Origin of the sequence: Nesterenkonia sp. AN1, assembly GCF_000582475.1 — a bacterium.
GTDB lineage: Bacteria > Actinomycetota > Actinomycetes > Actinomycetales > Micrococcaceae > Nesterenkonia > Nesterenkonia aurantiaca.
In genome coordinates this window covers 118947-134730 of record NZ_JEMO01000006.1, presented here as the reverse complement: position 1 = coordinate 134730, position 15784 = coordinate 118947, and the positions used below count along the sequence as shown (strand labels likewise).

The following is a 15784-nucleotide window of genomic DNA, read 5'->3' as shown; positions in this document are numbered from 1 at the left end:
CCAGTGGTGCCGCGTCCCGAGCTACCGTGTTGAGGACCAAGACGCATCAGTACGACGACGGCGGGCTCGACTCCCTCATTCGCGGGAGAGTCGCGTCCGCCGTCGTCGTCAGCGGAACCGGGCCTGGACGGCGTCGCCGTGGGCCGGGAGCCCTTCAGCCTGGGCCAGCGCCGAGACGTGGGCCGCGACCGCGCGCAGACCCTCCCGGTCGTAGTGGATGACCTGCTGGGAGCGCAGGAAGCTGGAGACGTTGAGCCCGGCGGAATACGCGGACGCGCCGCCGGTGGGGAGCACGTGGTTTGAACCCGCGCAGTAATCGCCCAGGGAGACCGGGGTGTGGGCGCCGACGAACACCGCGCCGGCGTTGTGGATCTGATCCACGATCCCGGCATCATCCCGAGTCATCAGCTCCAGGTGCTCCGCGCCGTAGGCGTTGGCGATCTCCACACCCTGCTCCATGGTGTCGACCACCAGCACTGCGGACTGGGTGCCGCTCAGCGCCTGCTTGACCCGGTCCGCATGCCGGGTGTCTCGCGCCTGGCGCTCGACCTCCGTCGCGACGGACTCGGCGAGCGTCATTGAGGGCGTCACCAGGACGGCGGCGGCCAGGGCATCATGTTCCGCCTGGGAGATCAGATCCGCGGCGATCAGCTCCGCTGGCGCGCTGTCATCGGCGAGCACCATGATCTCGGTGGGACCCGCCTCGGAGTCGATGCCCACCACCCCCTGGACCGCGCGCTTGGCCGTGGCCACGAAGATGTTCCCCGGTCCGGTGATCAGCGAGACCGGAGGGCAGACCTGCTGGCCCGCCTGGTCCTTCGCGCCGTAGGCGAACATCGCCACCGCCTGCGCGCCGCCGACGGCGTAGACCTCCTCGATCCCGAGCAGGTGCGCGGCGCCCAGGATGGTCGGGTGCGGCAGCCCGCCGAAGTCTGCCTGCGGCGGTGAGGCGATCGCCAGCGAACTCACCCCGGCCACCTGTGCGGGCACGACGTTCATCACCACCGAGGAGGGGTAGACGGCCTGGCCGCCGGGCACGTACAGGCCCACCCGACGGATCGGGGCCCAACGGTTGATCACGCGGGCGCCGGGCCGGGGGAGACCTCGGAAGCCTCCGGCAGCTGTGCCTCATGCACCGCGCGGGCTCGCAGGATGAGCTCCTCCAGCGCCGCGCGGACCTCAGGCGTGAGCTGCTCGGCCGCCTCGCGGAGCTTCTCCGCGGGCACTCGCAGCGAGGGTGGCCGGACGCCGTCGAACTTCTCCGAATACTCCAGCAGGGCGGAGACGCCGTTGAGTCGCACGTCCTGAAGGATCGGCGCCACGGTCTCGATGGTCGTGGAGATGTCCTGGGAGGCGCGGGGCAGCACCGCGGCGGCGTCGATCGCGCTGCCGCGAAGGTCCTTGAGGGTGAGCATGGTTCTCCTAGGGGGTGAGCTGATCAGGTGCGCGCCCGCTGGATCGAAGGTGAGCACCGCACCATTGTCCCTATTGCAGGGCGCTCGCGCCCACTTCGTGACGTGAGAGCCCACACACCGGACCTCCCGGGGTGTTCCAGTGCTCGTCCAGAGCGGCGTGGCATGATGCTGGCCATGGTCTTTTCCCGGATGGATTTCTCACCGAGCTCACTGGCCTTCGCCGTGCCGCAAACCACTGATCTGGCTCCCGAGCAGGAGGTGGCACCCACCGAGGGGGTCGGTGACATCGTCGAAGAGAGCGTCCCGGAAGGACTCGAGAGCCTGATCGTCGAGCAGGGTCCGTTCTTCGGCATCATCATCGGACTGGTGCTCGCGGTGGTGATCGCTCTGGTGGTCACCGTGATGTCCTCGATGCTGCTCAAGCAGATCTTCCGGCACAACGACGGGGTCAAGCATGCGGTGAACCGGACCCGGACCCCGCTGTTCATCACCCTGGTGCTGATCGGGACCTGGTTCACGCTGAACATCACGCTCAGCGCGGCCGAATGGTTCCTGCCGGTCTCCTTCGTGCTGCTGGTGGCGGTGGTGATCGGTGTCGCCTGGTGGGCGCTGCGGATCGTGCGGATCGCGGAGGCGATGATCTACTCCAAATACATCGGCCACTCCGAGGGGGAGCTGGATGTGGAGGACCGGCGCGGCCGCCGACTGGCCACCCAGGTCTCGCTGATCCGGCGAATCCTCACAGCGGTCATCATCACCCTGGCGGTGGCGGCGATCCTGCTGATGATCCCTCAGGTGCGCGCGCTCGGCGCCGGGCTGCTGGCCTCCGCGGGTGTGGCCTCTGTGGTGGTCGGTCTGGCGATGCAGTCGGTGCTGACCAATGTGTTCGCCGGCATCCAGCTGGCCTTCACCGATTCGATCCGTGCCGGAGACGTCGTCGTGGTGGAGGGCAACTTCGGCACGGTCGAGGACATCACGCTCACCGCGGTGGTGATCAAGTCCTGGGACGAGCGTCGGTTCATCTACCCGTCCAGCTACTTCGTGGCCACTCCCTTCGAGAACTGGACCCGGGTCGGCACCGACATCCTCGGGACCGTGGAGCTCGACGTGGACTGGCGCGTCCCAATGGATCCGCTGCGCGCCCGGCTCAAGCGACTGCTGGACTCCGCCGAGCTCTGGGACGGTCGGGACTACTCGCTGCAGGTCACCGACGCCGTGGGCGGCATGGTCAAGGCGCGCGTCGTGGTCTCCGCGCGGAACTCCGGGGAGCTCTGGGATCTGCGCTGCCTGATCCGCGAGGACCTGGTGAACTACCTGCGCGCCGAGCACCCCTATGCGGTGTTCACCCAGCGGATGCTGCTGACCAACGAGGAGGCGCTGGCGAAGTCCCCGGCCCCGGTGCGCACCGGGCAGGTCGGCGTCGTCGACTCCGGAATGGACTCCCAGCCGGTGACCCAGGCGGGAGAGGGGGCCTCGGTCTTCACCGGCTCGATCGCCGCCGTGCAGCGCAACCGGGAGTTCTCCGGTCCCGGGGCCGAAGCCTACCGCGAGCGGCTCGAACGGCAGGAGGAACGCCAGGACTCACCCGAGCTCGACGAGGACGGCACCGCCTATCCCGAGGACGCCGCGCCCACTCAGGCGGTGCCGCAGCACAAGGCTGAGGCCGCCGAGGAGGAGACCTTCGGTGCCGCCGCCACGCGGCGTCCCGGCGAGGGACCCGCGCGGCCGCGCTGAACGCCCCCGGCACGCTGACCGTCGCCCGAGCTGGGGCCCGGGCGGTGCCGGGCCGTGCCGTGGCGGTGGCACAGCCCCGGCCCGGGGTCACTCCGTCGGAGGCTGGGACTCCCGGGTCGTGCTGCCCTTGGCGGAGTTCTTGGCCTTGGCCGTCTTATAGGCGTTCACGGTCTTGATCGCCTCGGTGGTCGGCTCCGCAGTGCCGTCGCCGGTCCCGTACTCGAGACCTCGCGACGCGCCGACCTTCGCGGTCTCGATCGCTCCGGGGGTCTGCGGCCCGGAGTCGCTGTCCTGTTCCGGGGTTCCCGTGCGCTTGTCCACGGCCCACTGAACCATCGAGTCGGGCATGAAGCGCAGTCCGGCGGTGAGCACCTGGTAGCTGCGCGCCGGCACACAGGTCGAGGCGCCCTGCGCGTTGGCCGTGAGCGCCTGCCGCACCACGTCCTCGGCATCCAGCCACATCCAGCGCTTGACGGCAGTGATCTTGATGCCGGAACGCTGGTGGAACTCGGTGCGCACCAGTCCGGGCACCAGCGCGGTGACGGTCACTCCGCGAGAGCGCAGCTGTGAGTGCAGCCCCTTGGAGAAGTTGATCACCCAGGACTTCGCCGCCGAGTAGGTCCCGGTGGGGGTGTAGCCGGCCACCGAGGCGACGTTGATGATCCGTCCGCCGCGGCGGCGCACCATCGCGCTGGCCGCGGTGTGCGTGAGCTCCATGGTGGTCTGCACATGCAGACGCAGCAGCTTGCGCTCATCCTCGAGATCCGAGTCGATGAACTCAGTGGCCAGCCCGTGCCCGGCGTTGTTCACCAGCAGGTGGACCGGGTTCGTGCGGTCGGCCAGCCGTTCCTGGACGGCTGCGACCCCATCGTCGGTCACCAGATCCGCGACGATGACCGAGGTGTCCACCCCGTATTGGGAAGCCATGGACTCCGCCTGCATCCGCAGGCGCTCTCCATCGCGGGCGACCAGAACGAGGTCGTAGCCCTGTGCAGCCAGCTGGCGCGCAAACGCTGCGCCGAGGCCGGCGGTGGAACCGGTGATGACGGCCGTGTGGTTGCTCATGCTGGCTATCCTAGAGTGCAGAGCCGGGCGGCGCGGTAAGCATTGCGCCTGAAGCGCCGAGACCGGCCTTCACATCACACAACAGGAGGATCATTGCGCTGGAAGAGACGCGCTGCGTGGGGGCAGCGCCCCCTGGCGGCCGATGAATGGGCGGTGCTGCATGCCGAGATCTTCGCTTCCGACCTGATCGCCGTGGACGATGCGGTAGAGGAGCTCACCGGGTTCATGGACCCGTTCCGTGTCGACATTGGAGCGGGCCCGCTGGTGGGAGTCACCGACGGCCAGCTCTCGGTGTCCAAGGCCGAGTTCCACGACGCGGCGGGCCGGCGCGGACTGAAGCTGAGCTTCTACGCCTCCGGTTCCGGGGCAGATCCCGGGGAGGTCGCCTTCGCCCGGTTGAACTCCGCAGGTTCGGCGCTGTTGGACCACCTCAACGCCGAGGGAATCACCGTGGACTCCATCCGCTGGACCGAGTCCGATCACATCAGGCGGCCCTTCTAGCGCTCAGCGTTCGCCCAGGTGCACCAGATGCTGCAGCTGGGCCGCCGCAATCTTGGTGGTGATCCCCGCCGGGAGCCCGCTGCGCTGACCGTAGATCAGCTCTCCCAGCGCCGGCGCGTCCAATGTGGCTCCCTCGTCATCGGCCGTGCGCAGCAGCTCACGGACCTGGTCCAGGCGTTCGAGCCGGTGGGCCAGATAGCGCCGGGCAGCCTCAGCCGCGCTGGGCTGAGCCGGACCGTGCGCCGGAAGCAGCCTGGCCTGGGCGTACTCGCTGAGCCTCTCGAGGCTCTGCAGATAATCGGTGAGCGTGCCGTCCGGGTGATCGAGCATCGTCGTGCCCTCACCCAGAATCGTGTCTCCGGTGAACATCGCCGGTCCATCGTCTTCGGCGTCGCCGGTCAGCCAGAAGCAGACCGAATCCGAGGTGTGGCCCGGGGTGTGCAGCACGCGCAGCCGCAGGCCGCCCAGTTCGATGGTCTCCCCGTCGGACAGCGCGGCGGCCGGCTGCTCGCCACGTCTGAGGCACTGGTCCGGGCTGTGCCCGCGCACCGGCGCTGCGAAGGCCTCACCGAAGCTTGCCGCGGCCCCGGTGTGGTCAGCATGACGATGTGTGACCAGGATCTGGGCGACCCGGCGGGAGCCGACGACGGCGCGCACCTGCGCCAGATGCACCGGGTGATCGGCCGGCCCGGGATCGATGATCACGACCTCCGGGGCCTGATCTCCGCCCAGCACGTAGGTGTTGGTCCCCTGCAGCGTCATCGGAGAGGGGTTGTCGCAGGTGATCCGCTGCACCGGACTGGACTCAGACATGTTCTCAGCCTACCGACGCGCACGCGTAGGCTGAGAATATGGCCCAGAACACGGAAGCTCAGCGCAGCGAACCCCAGAAGACGGCAGGCACCGAGCACTCCACCAAGGGTGCCTATGTGACCGGGGGGGAGTTCACCCGCGACACCAACTACATCGAGGATCGCGTGGTCGCCGACCCGCAGGCGGTCCAGGCCGCGCCGCAGGAGGAGGCCTCATCCATCGGCGATCCTCGCCTGGCGGGGCTCACCGAGGGCGGTCATGCCTGGCCAGTGGAGCCCGGACGCTACCGGCTCGTCGCCGCCCGCGCCTGCCCCTGGGCCCACCGCTCGATCATCATCCGCCGGCTGCTCGGGCTGGAGGACGCCATCTCGCTGGGCACCCCCGGGCCCACGCATGATGCGCGCTCCTGGACCTTCGACCTGGACTCCGGCGGAGTGGACCCGGTGCTGGGCACCGAGCGGCTGCAGGAGAACTACTTCGCCCGCTTCCCGGACTACCCGCGCGGGATCACCGTCCCGGCGCTGGTCGACGTCCCCTCCGGCGGGGTGGTCACGAACAACTACCCGCAGCTGACCTTCGACCTCTCCACCCAGTGGCGCGAGCACCACCGCCCCGGCGCCCCGGACCTGCTCCCGGAGGACACGCTCGAGGAGATGCTCCCGGTGATCAAGCGGATCTTCACCGAGGTCAACAACGGGGTCTACCGGGCAGGATTCGCGGGCTCCCAGAGCGCCTACCAGGACGCCTACGACCGGCTCTTCACCGCGCTGGACTGGCTCGAGGACCGGCTGGCCGGCAGCCGCTACCTGATGGGCGAGCAGATCACCGAGGCCGACGTGCGGCTGTTCACCACCCTGGTCCGCTTCGACCCGGTCTATCACGGGCACTTCAAGTGCAACCGCAACAAGCTCACCGAGATGCCCAACCTCTGGGCCTACGCCCGGGACCTGTTCCAGACCCCCGGCTTCGGGGACACGGTGGACTTCGACCAGATCAAGCGGCACTACTACGAGGTCCACGAGGACCTCAACCCGACCCAGATCACCCCGGTCGGACCCGACCTGGAGAACTGGCTGAGCGAGCACGGCCGTGAGGCCCTCGGCGGAGCACCCTTCGGCACCGGCACCGCTCCGGGCCCGGTGGCGACCTCCGAGCAGCCCGGTGGAGCCAACCCGCTCTACCGCTGATAGGTCCCAATCACCTGGGAGTCGTCCTGGCGCGCCAGACCGGCGTCGGCGGCTTCCAGGTACTTCGCCCGGGCGGCCTCGAGCATCGGCGCCTCGAAGCCGTGGGCGCCGGCGAGGTCGCTCACCAGGCACGCGTCCTTCACGAAAGTTCCCACAGCGCTGGCCACCTGCGCGTCAGGGCCCTCCAGCATCCGCGGACCTCGATCGCTGAGCATGAAGGAGCCGGCCGCCCCTTCGGCCACCGCCTCGAGCGCCTGGGCCGGATCGAGCCCGAGCCTCTGGGCCAGGGCCAGCGCCTCGGTTCCCACGATCATGATCCCGTTCCTCATCGCCACGGTGGTGCGCATCATCCAGGGCTCCGGCACCGTCGCGATCATCACCGCCGCCTCGATCTCGGCGCCTATCCTGGCTCAGGCGCCCGATGTGAACATGGTGCTCGCGGCCCAGGCCGCAGCGCTGGGCTCGCTGTTCTTCGGCTACTTCAACGACAGCTTCTTCTGGGTGGTCAACCGGATGCTGGGCGTGAAGAACGCCAAGCACCAGATGCTGGTCTGGTCCATCCCGACGACCATCGCCTGGGCCACCACCCTGGTCACGCATCCGCTGCGCAGCCCGCGCAGCCTGACCCGACACCCCCGAGGAGAGGACACATCGATAAGAGCACCGGCTGGGAACGAGGACGCGCTGCGCGAGAGCATCGTAGCGCTGGGAGCGAGCCTGTTCCAGCGCGGCTTCTCCGTGGGCAGTGCCGGGAACATCAGCGTCCGGACTCAGGACGGGTTCCTGATGACGCCCACGAACTCCTCGCTGGGACGTCTTGACCCTGATGAGCTCTTAGAGCTGGACGCGCAGTGGGTGCACACCGCCGGGCCCAAGCCGTCCAAGGAGGTGGTGATGCACCAGGCGATGTATCAGGCCCGCCCGCAGGCCGCCGCCGTCGTGCATCTGCACTCCACCTACGTGACCGCGATCAGCTGTCTCGATCGGGCCCAGCCGATCCCGCCACTGACCCCGTATTTCATCATGCGGCTGGGGCGCGAGGTTCCCACCGTGCCCTACTGCAAGCCCGGATCCGCTGCGGTGCTTCAGGACATCCTCGCGACGGGGCGGCGCGGCCCGGCGGTGATTCTGGCGAACCACGGCACGATCGTGGCCGGCAGCTCGCTTCACGACGCGGTCAACGCTGCCGAGGAGCTCGAGGTCTCCGCCCAGCTGGCCTTCCTGCTGGAGGGTCGGGCGACCCGCCCGCTCAACGAGGAGCAGATCCAGGACCTGCTCGGCTGAGCCGGGGCGTCCCTCCGAGTCCGGGTTCAGTCCTGGCCGAGCCACCGGTAGGGTTGCTGCAGAGAGAACGCCAGCCGCATGCGAACGGGAGGGCTCAATGTCCGCATCAGATCAACTCGACGGTCCATTCAAGAAACGCTTCGTCGCCCTGGGGGACTCGTTCAGCGAGGGTGTGGCAGACATCGATCCATCCAGCCCCAACGGGGTGCGCGGCTGGGCCGACCGGGTGGCAGGTCAGCTGATCGCCAATGACTCCTCCTGGGGCTACGCGAACCTCGCGGTGCGCGGCAAGAAGCTCCAGCAGGTCCTTGACGAGCAGCTGGACCCCGCGATCGGGCTCGGCCCCACACTGGTCACCGTCTACGCCGGCGGCAATGACATCCTGCGCCCCACCGTGAACATCGACGCGCTCATGGAGCGCTACCGCTGGGGCGTGGAGAAGCTCATCGGCAGCGGCGCCCGCGTGGTCCTGTTCACCGGCTTTGACTCCGGCCAGGCCCCGCTGTTCAAGGCCACCCGTGGCCGGACCGCCATCTACAACGAGCACGTGCGCAAGATCGCCGCCGACTTCGACCTGGATCTGGTCGACTTCTGGCACATGCGTGCGTTCCAGGACTGGCGCTACTGGGACGAGGACCGGATGCACCTGGGGATCGCTGGGCACATGATGATGGCCAAGGAGGTGCTCAAGGTCCTCGGCGAGAAGGACGAGATCGAGGACCCCGAGGTCGACGACGCACCGCTGGCCTCGCTGCCCGAGCGCTTGATCAGCGAGCTGACCTGGACCAAGGACTACCTCTACCCCTGGCTCAGGCGGCGCGTCACGCGCACCTCCTCGGGCGATGACATGTCCCCGAAGTACCCGCAGCTGACCTCCCGGATCTGGTAGCCGGCGGCCGGCCGAACCCCGCAGGTCCGGCCGGCTGGATCTCACCGGATCACGTGAGGACGGCTGCCACCGCTTCGGACCACAGCGTCAACGCCTGGTCCACCTCCGACTCCGAGACCACCAGCGCCGGGATGAACCGGACCACCTCGCCCCAGGAGCCGCAGATCAGCAGGAGCAGCCCTCGTCGGGCGGCCTCCTGCTGCACAGCGGTCGCGGTGGCTGGATCCGGAGCCCCGTGGGCGTCGCGGAACTCGTTGCCCACCATCAGACCCAGTCCGCGCACCTCGGCGATGCGCGCAGCGTGCGTCCGGGCGTTCGCCGCCACGGCGATCTCGCGCAGGCCCGCGCGCAGTTGTTCTCCGCGCACCGCGCTGTTCTGCACCAGGCCTTCCTGGGCGATCACCTCCAGGGTGGCCACCGCCGCGGCGCAGGCCACCGCATTGGCGCCATAGGTGCCGCCCTGGGAGCCGGGCCAGGCCTTGCCCATCAGCTCCGCCGAGGCCGCGATCCCGGAGATCGGGAAGCCCGAGGCGATGCCCTTGGCGAACATCATGATGTCGGGCAGCCGCGGTGAGCCCTCCGCGACGAAGTGGTCGTGGCCCCAGAACTTGCCGGTGCGCCCGAAGCCGGTCTGGACCTCGTCGATGATCACCAGGATCCCGTGCCGATCGGCGCGCTCGCGCAGGCCCGCGAAGAAGCGCTCATTGCCCGGCACATAGCCGCCCTCGCCGAGCACCGGCTCCACCAGGAACGCGGCGGTGTCCGCCGGATTGGACTGGGTCTGCAGCAGCAGATCCAGCTCCTTGAGCGCGAAGTCGGTGGCCTGCTCCTGATCCCAGCCGTACTCGCGGTAGTGGCTGGGGTTGGGGAACGGGGCGACGACGACGCCGGACATCAGCGGGCTGAACCCCGCGCGGAACTTGGTTCCGGAGGTGGTCATGGACGCCGCTGCCACGGTGCGTCCGTGGAAGCCGCCCTGGAACACTACGATATTGGGCCGCCCGGTGGCCTGTCGCGCCAGGCGCAGCGCCGCCTCGGCGGCCTCGGAGCCGGAGTTGGAGAAGAACACCGAATCCAGTCCCGCCGGCAGCACCTCAGAGAGCCGCTCGGTGAGCGCCAGCAGCGGCTGGTGCATGATCGTGGTGTACTGCCCGTGGATCAGGCTTCCCACCTGCGCCTGAGCGGCCGCGACCACATGCGGGTGGCAGTGGCCGGTGCTGGTCACCCCGATGCCGGCGGTGAAGTCCAGATGCGGCTGGCCCGCCTCGTCATAGAGCCACACGCCCTCGCCGCGGGTCGCCACCACTTGGGTCGCCTGCTTCAGCTGGGGAGACAGCGTCGCCATCGAAATGCACCTTTCGGATTGTTGACAATCTTCTTGTGCTCCAGGTTAGCGGTCATCGCGGCGCAAGGCCAGAATGACGTACGGTCATCGCGCAGGGCCCAGCGACGCCGGCCGCGCAGGCGGCGTAGGCTGGCCCTCGAAGGCCCACGTCACGTCCATCGCACCCTCTCAAGGAGGACCCATGGCAGAGCAGAGCATCACCGCAGAGCGCGAATCCAGTCTGATCGAGGCGACGCCCAAGCGTCTCTACATCAACGGCGAATGGGTGGACGCCCAGGGCGGAGCCACCCTGGAGGTCAACGATCCCTCCACCGGCAGGCTGCTCTGCACCGTGGCCGACGCCTCCGAGCGCGATGGCTGGAACGCGCTGAAGGCCGCCGAGGCCGCGCAGCCCGGACTCGCCGCGATGGCCCCGCGGGAGCGCGCGAACATCCTGATGCGGGCCTTCGAGCTGATGCACGAGCGCAAGGATGACCTCGCGCTGCTGATGACCCTGGAGATGGGTAAGCCGCTGAGCGACGCCTACGGCGAGGTGACCTATGCCGCCGAGTTCTTCCGGCACTTCGCGGAGGAGGCCACCCGGATCAGCGGCAGCTACCAGACCGCACCGGCCGGAGGCGCCCGCTTCCTGGTGGCGAAGCAGCCGGTGGGTCCCACGATCCTGATCACCCCGTGGAACTTCCCGCTGGCCATGGGTGCCCGGAAGCTCGGCCCGGCCATCGCCGCGGGCTGCACCTCGGTGATCAAGCCTGCCGAGCTGACCCCGCTGTCCATGCTCGCGCTCGCGGACATCCTGCACGAGGCAGGCCTCCCCGCAGGCGCCGTCAACGTCCTGGTGACGTCCACCTCGGGCAAGGTGATGGAGCCGCTGATCCGCTCCGGCATCGCGCGCAAGCTCTCCTTCACCGGCTCCACCGGAGTCGGCCGGAAGCTGCTGGAGCAGGCCTCCGAGCGGGTGCTGCGCACCTCCATGGAGCTCGGCGGCAACGCTGGATTCGTGGTCTTCGAGGACGCCGACATCGACGCCGCCGTGGCGGGCGCGCTGCTGGCCAAGATGCGCAACACCGGCGAGGCCTGCACCGCGGCCAACCGGATCTTCGTGCACCGGAGCGTGATCGATGAGTTCGCCGCCAAGCTCTCCGCCGAGATGGAGAAGCTCCCGCTGGGCCGCGGCGTGGAGGACGGGGTGCGCGTCGGACCGCTGGTGGACGCCAAGCAGCTCGAGAAGGTCGACGCCCTGGTCACCGAGGCGGTCGACGGCGGCGCGAAGGTCCTGCTCGGCGGGCAGCCGGTGGACCGCGACGGCTACTTCTATCCGCCCACAGTGCTCACCGATATTCCGGACGGGGCCCGGATGCGCGAGGAGGAGATCTTCGGACCCGTGGCTCCGCTGACTGCCTTCGACACCGAGGAGGAGGTCATCTCCTGGATCAACGCCACCGAGTACGGGCTGGTCAACTACGTCTACACCGAGAACCTGCGCCGCGGCATCCGGGTCGCCGAGGCCGTGGAGTCCGGCATGGTGGGGCTGAACCAGGGTGCGGTCTCCAACCCTGCCGCCCCCTTCGGCGGGATCAAGGAGTCGGGGCTGGGCCGTGAGGGTGGGGACACCGGCATCGAGGAGTTCCTCGAGACCAAGTACATCGGCATCGCCATGTGAGCAGGATCGCGGCGCCAGATCCGGACTTCAGCACCGGCACGGGAATGGAATCGGCGGGGCTGAAGTTGCACCGGGAGTAGAAAGTTGAGTCACCTTCACTCAAGTCAGTTTGACACCACGTCAAGCGAGTACAAGACTTGAGCGCAGTTCACTCAACACCGCTCTCGAAAGGAGACCGCATGTCCCGCTCAGTAGGTATCGACCTCGGAACCACCAACTCGGTCGTCACAGTCCTCGAAGGTGGCGAGCCCACCGTCATCGCCAACGCCGAAGGTGCCCGCACCACGCCCTCGGTCGTCGGCTTCTCCAAGTCCGGCGAGGTCCTGGTCGGTGAGGTGGCACGCCGTCAGGCAGTCTCCAACCCCGACCGCACGATCGCCTCGGTCAAGCGTCACATGGGCACCGACTGGTCCACCGAGATCGACGGCAAGAAGTACACCGCGCAGGAGATCTCCGCGCGCACCCTGATGAAGCTCAAGCACGACGCCGAGTCCTACCTGGGCGAGGACGTCGTCGAAGCCGTCATCACCGTTCCGGCCTACTTCAACGACGCCGAGCGCCAGGCCACCAAGGAGGCCGGCGAGATCGCGGGCCTGAAGGTCTCGCGCATCGTCAACGAGCCCACCGCCGCGGCACTGGCCTACGGCCTGGACAAGGGCAAGGAGGACGAGCTCATCCTGGTCTTCGACCTGGGCGGCGGCACCTTCGACGTCTCCCTGCTCGAGGTCGGCAAGGATGAGGACGACTTCTCCACCATCCAGGTCCGCTCCACCTCCGGTGACAACCGCCTCGGCGGCGACGACTGGGATCAGCGGATCATGGACTGGCTGGTCGCGCAGGTCAAGGCCAAGGAGGGCGTGGACCTCTCCAAGGACAAGATCGCTGTGCCGCGTCTGAAGGAAGAGGCCGAGCGCGCCAAGAAGGAGCTCTCCTCCACCTCCAGCGCCAACATCAACATCCCCTACGCCACCCAGAACGACGGCGTCCCGGTCCACGTCAACGAGACCCTGTCCCGGGCGAAGTTCGAGGACATGACCTCGGATCTGCTGGACCGCACCAAGAAGCCGTTCAACGACGTCATCAAGGAGGCCGGGGTCAAGGTCGCCGAGATCGACCACGTGATCCTCGTCGGCGGCTCCACCCGGATGCCCGCCGTGGCCGACCTGGTCAAGCAGCTCGCCGGAAAGGACGCCAATAAGGGCGTCAACCCTGACGAGGTCGTCGCCGTCGGCGCAGCCCTGCAGGCCGGCGTGCTTGCCGGTGAGCGCAAGGACGTGCTGCTCATCGACGTCACCCCGCTGTCCCTGGGCATCGAGACCAAGGGCGGAGTGATGACCAAGCTGATCGAGCGCAACACGGCCATCCCCTCGAAGCGCTCCGAGGTCTTCTCCACCGCCGAGGACAACCAGCCCTCTGTGGCCGTCCAGGTCTTCCAGGGTGAGCGCGAGTTCACACGGGACAACAAGGCCCTGGGCACCTTCGAGCTGACCGGCATCGCGCCGGCGCCGCGCGGCGTCCCGCAGGTCGAGGTCACCTTCGACATCGACGCCAACGGCATCGTCCACGTCTCCGCGAAGGACAAGGGCACCGGCACCGAGCAGTCGATGACCATCACCGGCGGCACCTCGCTGGAGAAGGAAGACATCGAGCGTATGGTCGCCGACGCCGAAGCCCACGCCGAGGAGGACAAGGTCCGCCGCGAGGCCGCTGAGAAGCGCAACGCCGCCGAGTCCACCGCCTACTCCGTGGACAAGCTGCTCAAGGACAACGGCGACAAGCTGCCCGAGGAGGTCAAGACCGAGGTTCAGGCCGACGTCGACGAGCTCAAGAAGGCACTCGAGGGCGAGGACAACGCCGAAGAGGTCAACGCCGCCTACGAGAAGCTGCAGGCCTCCCAGGTCAAGATCGGCGAGGCGCTCTACGCCCAGGCCCCCGAGGCCGGCGCCGACGGCACCGGCGAGCCCGCGCAGGACGAGGATGAGGACATCGTCGACGCAGAGGTCGTCGACGAAGAGGACGAAGCCGAGAAGAAGTAAGGGGGTCGCACACATGGCAGATCACAAGAACCCTGAGGTTCCCAGCGGCGAAGAGCCTGAAGAGCAGGATCCCGTGCAGGACCCGCTGGCCCAGGCCGAGCAGATCCTGCATGACCTCCCCGTGGAGGACGCCGAGGACGTCGAGACCCTCGGCGCCGAAGGCCAGCGCGAGAACCACGGTGAGGCCGGGGATCCGGTCTCCGCGGAGGAAGGCATCTCCGGCGGGGTCGAGACCGAGCCCGAGGAGCGGATCCAGGCCGCCGACGAGTTCCTTCGTGGCACGGAGGAGGAGTCGATCGCCGATGCCGCGATGGCGATGGATCCCGAGGCCATCCTGGCCGAGGACAGCATCCGTGAGGAGGCTCCCGCCCAGGACGGTCTCCGTGAGGCCGAGCTGCAGGCGGACCTGCAGCGACTCCAGGCGGAGTACATCAACTACCGCCGACGGGTGGAGCGTGACCGGGCCACCGAGCGTGATCGGACGAAGGGTCAGCTCATCACCGAGCTGATGCCGGTCCTGGACGACATCTCCTCGGCCCGCCAGGCCGGAGATCTGCAGGACGGTCCCTTCGCGCATATCGCCACCCGGCTGGAGTCGGTGCTGCAGAGCCAGGGCCTCGAGGTGGTGGGAGAGATCGGCGAAGCCTTCGATCCCAACCAGCACGAGGCCATCATGGCTCAGCCTCATGAGGAGATCCCGGCCGACCACGTGGCCATCGTGCTGCGGGCCGGCTACCGCCACGGGGACCGCCTGCTCCGGGCGGCCCAGGTGATGGTCTCCTCCGGGCCCGAGCACAGCTGACCCCATACAACAGCAGGAAGGAGGGAGGCGCCATGGCCTCACAGGACTGGATCGATAAAGATTTCTATGCCATCCTCGGCGTCTCCCGAGACGCCTCCGAGGAGGACGTCAAAAAGGCGTACCGAAAGCTCGCCCGGAAGCATCATCCCGATAAGAACCCCGGTGATGAAGCCGCCGAGCAGAAGTTCAAGGACGTCGCCGAGGCCCACTCCGTGCTGGCTGACAAAGAGCAGCGCGAACAGTACGACGCCGTGCGCGCCATGGGCTCGGGCGCCCGATTCTCGGGCGGCCCGGGCCCCGGCGGAGGCGGCGGATTCGAAGACCTCTTCGGCAACCTCTTCAACGGCGGTTCCGGGGGGTCCCGCGGCGGCTTCGGCCGCGGCGGAGCCAACGGCCCCGACCTCTCGGACCTCTTCGGAGGTGCCGGCGGGTTCGGCGGCTCCGGTCGCTTCGGCGGCGGCGCCCCGGCCAAGGGCGCCGACCGCACCGCGCGGACCACGATCTCCTTCGGCGGTGCCATCCGTGGCACCACGGTGGGGCTGCGCGAGCCCGACGGCGGGGTCATCGACGTGCGGATCCCCGCAGGGATCCGGACCGGCCAGAAGGTGCGCGTGAAGGGCAAGGGCCAGCGCGGCTCCGGCGGCGCCGGAGACCTCCTGGTCGAGGTCGCGGTGTCCGGGCACAAGTTCTTCGAGCGCGAGGGCGATGACATCCGGATCCACCTGCCGGTCGCCTTCGACGAGGCGGCGCTGGGCACCACCGTGGCGGTCCCGACGGTGCACGGCGAGAAGGTCAACATCAAGATCCCGGCTGGGGTCACCTCCGGGCGCGTGCTGCGGCTCAAGGGCCACGGGGTGCGCCGGAAGGAGAAGGGCCGCGAGGTCGCGGGAGACATGCTGGTCACCGTCGAGGTCCAGGTGCCCAAGGATCTCTCCGATGAGGCGGTGCAGGCTGTGAAGGCCTACGCCGAAGCCACCAAGGGGCTCGATCCCCGGAAAGGCCTCGAGGCGAAGGCGGTGCTGTGATGGTGGATCCCCGGACACCCGACGCGCG

The 15784-nt window shown here is 68.6% G+C and carries 13 protein-coding genes and 1 pseudogene; 9 read left to right on the top strand and 5 right to left on the bottom strand.

Going from position 1 to position 15784, the window contains the following annotated elements:
- Positions 1 to 108: 108 nt before the first annotated feature.
- Positions 109 to 1415: pseudogene (gene hisD / locus BG28_RS04525) on the bottom strand (histidinol dehydrogenase).
- A 174-nt stretch (positions 1416 to 1589) separates the two neighbouring features.
- Between hisD and BG28_RS04520 the strand changes: the two are divergent.
- On the top strand, positions 1590 to 3149 hold the full coding sequence (locus tag BG28_RS04520) for a mechanosensitive ion channel family protein (protein WP_161634794.1): 1560 nt from the start codon (positions 1590 to 1592) through the stop codon (positions 3147 to 3149).
- An 87-nt stretch (positions 3150 to 3236) separates the two neighbouring features.
- On the opposite strand, the gene BG28_RS04515 is transcribed toward BG28_RS04520, so the two are convergent.
- Positions 3237 to 4214, bottom strand: a complete 978-nt coding sequence (locus BG28_RS04515; RefSeq protein WP_084479436.1) for an SDR family oxidoreductase — start codon at positions 4212 to 4214, stop codon at positions 3237 to 3239.
- Positions 4215 to 4307: 93 nt separating this feature from the next.
- Between BG28_RS04515 and BG28_RS04510 the strand changes: the two genes are divergently transcribed.
- Positions 4308 to 4715 carry a hypothetical protein gene (locus tag BG28_RS04510; RefSeq protein ID WP_133725591.1) on the top strand — a complete coding sequence of 136 codons (408 nt, stop codon included), beginning with the start codon at positions 4308 to 4310 and terminating at the stop codon, positions 4713 to 4715.
- Between the two features lie 3 nt (positions 4716 to 4718).
- On the opposite strand, the gene BG28_RS04505 is transcribed toward BG28_RS04510, so the two are convergent.
- Positions 4719 to 5528, bottom strand: a complete 810-nt coding sequence (locus BG28_RS04505) for an MBL fold metallo-hydrolase (protein ID WP_036474528.1) — start codon at positions 5526 to 5528, stop codon at positions 4719 to 4721.
- A gap of 38 nt (positions 5529 to 5566) precedes the next feature.
- On the opposite strand from BG28_RS04505, the gene BG28_RS04500 reads away from it, so the two are divergent.
- Positions 5567 to 6715: a glutathione S-transferase family protein gene (locus BG28_RS04500; protein WP_036474527.1), complete on the top strand. Its 1149-nt coding sequence runs from the start codon at positions 5567 to 5569 to the stop codon at positions 6713 to 6715.
- On the opposite strand, the gene BG28_RS04495 is transcribed toward BG28_RS04500, so the two are convergent.
- Positions 6706 to 7029: an NAD-binding protein gene (locus tag BG28_RS04495; protein WP_036474525.1), complete on the bottom strand. Its 324-nt coding sequence runs from the start codon at positions 7027 to 7029 to the stop codon at positions 6706 to 6708. The two genes, BG28_RS04500 and BG28_RS04495, sit on opposite strands and share 10 nt — an antisense overlap.
- Between BG28_RS04495 and BG28_RS14835 the strand changes: the two genes are divergently transcribed.
- Both BG28_RS14835 and BG28_RS04485 read left to right on the top strand, forming a co-directional pair.
- Positions 7028 to 7999, top strand: coding sequence for an aldolase (locus tag BG28_RS14835; protein WP_235180964.1), 972 nt, complete (start codon positions 7028 to 7030; stop codon positions 7997 to 7999). The genes BG28_RS04495 and BG28_RS14835 overlap by 2 nt on opposite strands.
- 97 nt (positions 8000 to 8096) lie before the next feature.
- Positions 8097 to 8888 (top strand): SGNH/GDSL hydrolase family protein, encoded by a 792-nt coding sequence (locus BG28_RS04485; RefSeq protein ID WP_051500976.1) that lies wholly within the window; start codon positions 8097 to 8099, stop codon positions 8886 to 8888.
- Between the two features lie 49 nt (positions 8889 to 8937).
- On the opposite strand, the gene BG28_RS04480 is transcribed toward BG28_RS04485, so the two are convergent.
- A complete protein-coding gene (locus BG28_RS04480; RefSeq protein ID WP_036474523.1) occupies positions 8938 to 10233 on the bottom strand; it encodes an aspartate aminotransferase family protein in 1296 nt (431 codons plus the stop codon).
- 181 nt (positions 10234 to 10414) lie between these two features.
- On the opposite strand from BG28_RS04480, the gene BG28_RS04475 reads away from it, so the two are divergent.
- From BG28_RS04475 to BG28_RS04460, 4 genes are all read left to right on the top strand, one after another.
- Entirely contained in the window at positions 10415 to 11893 is a 1479-nt protein-coding gene (locus BG28_RS04475; RefSeq protein ID WP_152539207.1) for an NAD-dependent succinate-semialdehyde dehydrogenase, read from the top strand.
- Positions 11894 to 12072: 179 nt separating this feature from the next.
- Positions 12073 to 13929, top strand: a complete 1857-nt coding sequence (dnaK, locus tag BG28_RS04470) for a molecular chaperone DnaK (RefSeq protein WP_036474522.1) — start codon at positions 12073 to 12075, stop codon at positions 13927 to 13929.
- Between the two features lie 13 nt (positions 13930 to 13942).
- Positions 13943 to 14731, top strand: a complete 789-nt coding sequence (locus BG28_RS16115) for a nucleotide exchange factor GrpE (RefSeq protein ID WP_036474521.1) — start codon at positions 13943 to 13945, stop codon at positions 14729 to 14731.
- 32 nt (positions 14732 to 14763) lie between these two features.
- Positions 14764 to 15756, top strand: coding sequence for a DnaJ C-terminal domain-containing protein (locus tag BG28_RS04460; protein WP_036474520.1), 993 nt, complete (start codon positions 14764 to 14766; stop codon positions 15754 to 15756).
- Positions 15757 to 15784: the final 28 nt, after the last annotated feature.

Bases quoted from the DNA above. Each gene is read 5' to 3' on its own strand.
- BG28_RS04520 (WP_161634794.1), top strand. From the start codon at position 1,590: ATGGTCTTTTCCCGGATGGATTTCTCACCGAGCTCACTGGCCTTCGCC.
- BG28_RS04515 (WP_084479436.1), bottom strand. From the start codon at position 4,214: ATGAGCAACCACACGGCCGTCATCACCGGTTCCACCGCCGGCCTCGGC.
- BG28_RS04505 (WP_036474528.1), bottom strand. From the start codon at position 5,528: ATGTCTGAGTCCAGTCCGGTGCAGCGGATCACCTGCGACAACCCCTCT.
- BG28_RS04500 (WP_036474527.1), top strand. From the start codon at position 5,567: ATGGCCCAGAACACGGAAGCTCAGCGCAGCGAACCCCAGAAGACGGCA.
- BG28_RS14835 (WP_235180964.1), top strand. From the start codon at position 7,028: ATGATCCCGTTCCTCATCGCCACGGTGGTGCGCATCATCCAGGGCTCC.
- BG28_RS04495 (WP_036474525.1), bottom strand. From the start codon at position 7,029: ATGATCGTGGGAACCGAGGCGCTGGCCCTGGCCCAGAGGCTCGGGCTC.
- BG28_RS04485 (WP_051500976.1), top strand. From the start codon at position 8,097: ATGTCCGCATCAGATCAACTCGACGGTCCATTCAAGAAACGCTTCGTC.
- BG28_RS04480 (WP_036474523.1), bottom strand. From the start codon at position 10,233: ATGGCGACGCTGTCTCCCCAGCTGAAGCAGGCGACCCAAGTGGTGGCG.
- BG28_RS04475 (WP_152539207.1), top strand. From the start codon at position 10,415: ATGGCAGAGCAGAGCATCACCGCAGAGCGCGAATCCAGTCTGATCGAG.
- dnaK (WP_036474522.1), top strand. From the start codon at position 12,073: ATGTCCCGCTCAGTAGGTATCGACCTCGGAACCACCAACTCGGTCGTC.
- BG28_RS16115 (WP_036474521.1), top strand. From the start codon at position 13,943: ATGGCAGATCACAAGAACCCTGAGGTTCCCAGCGGCGAAGAGCCTGAA.
- BG28_RS04460 (WP_036474520.1), top strand. From the start codon at position 14,764: ATGGCCTCACAGGACTGGATCGATAAAGATTTCTATGCCATCCTCGGC.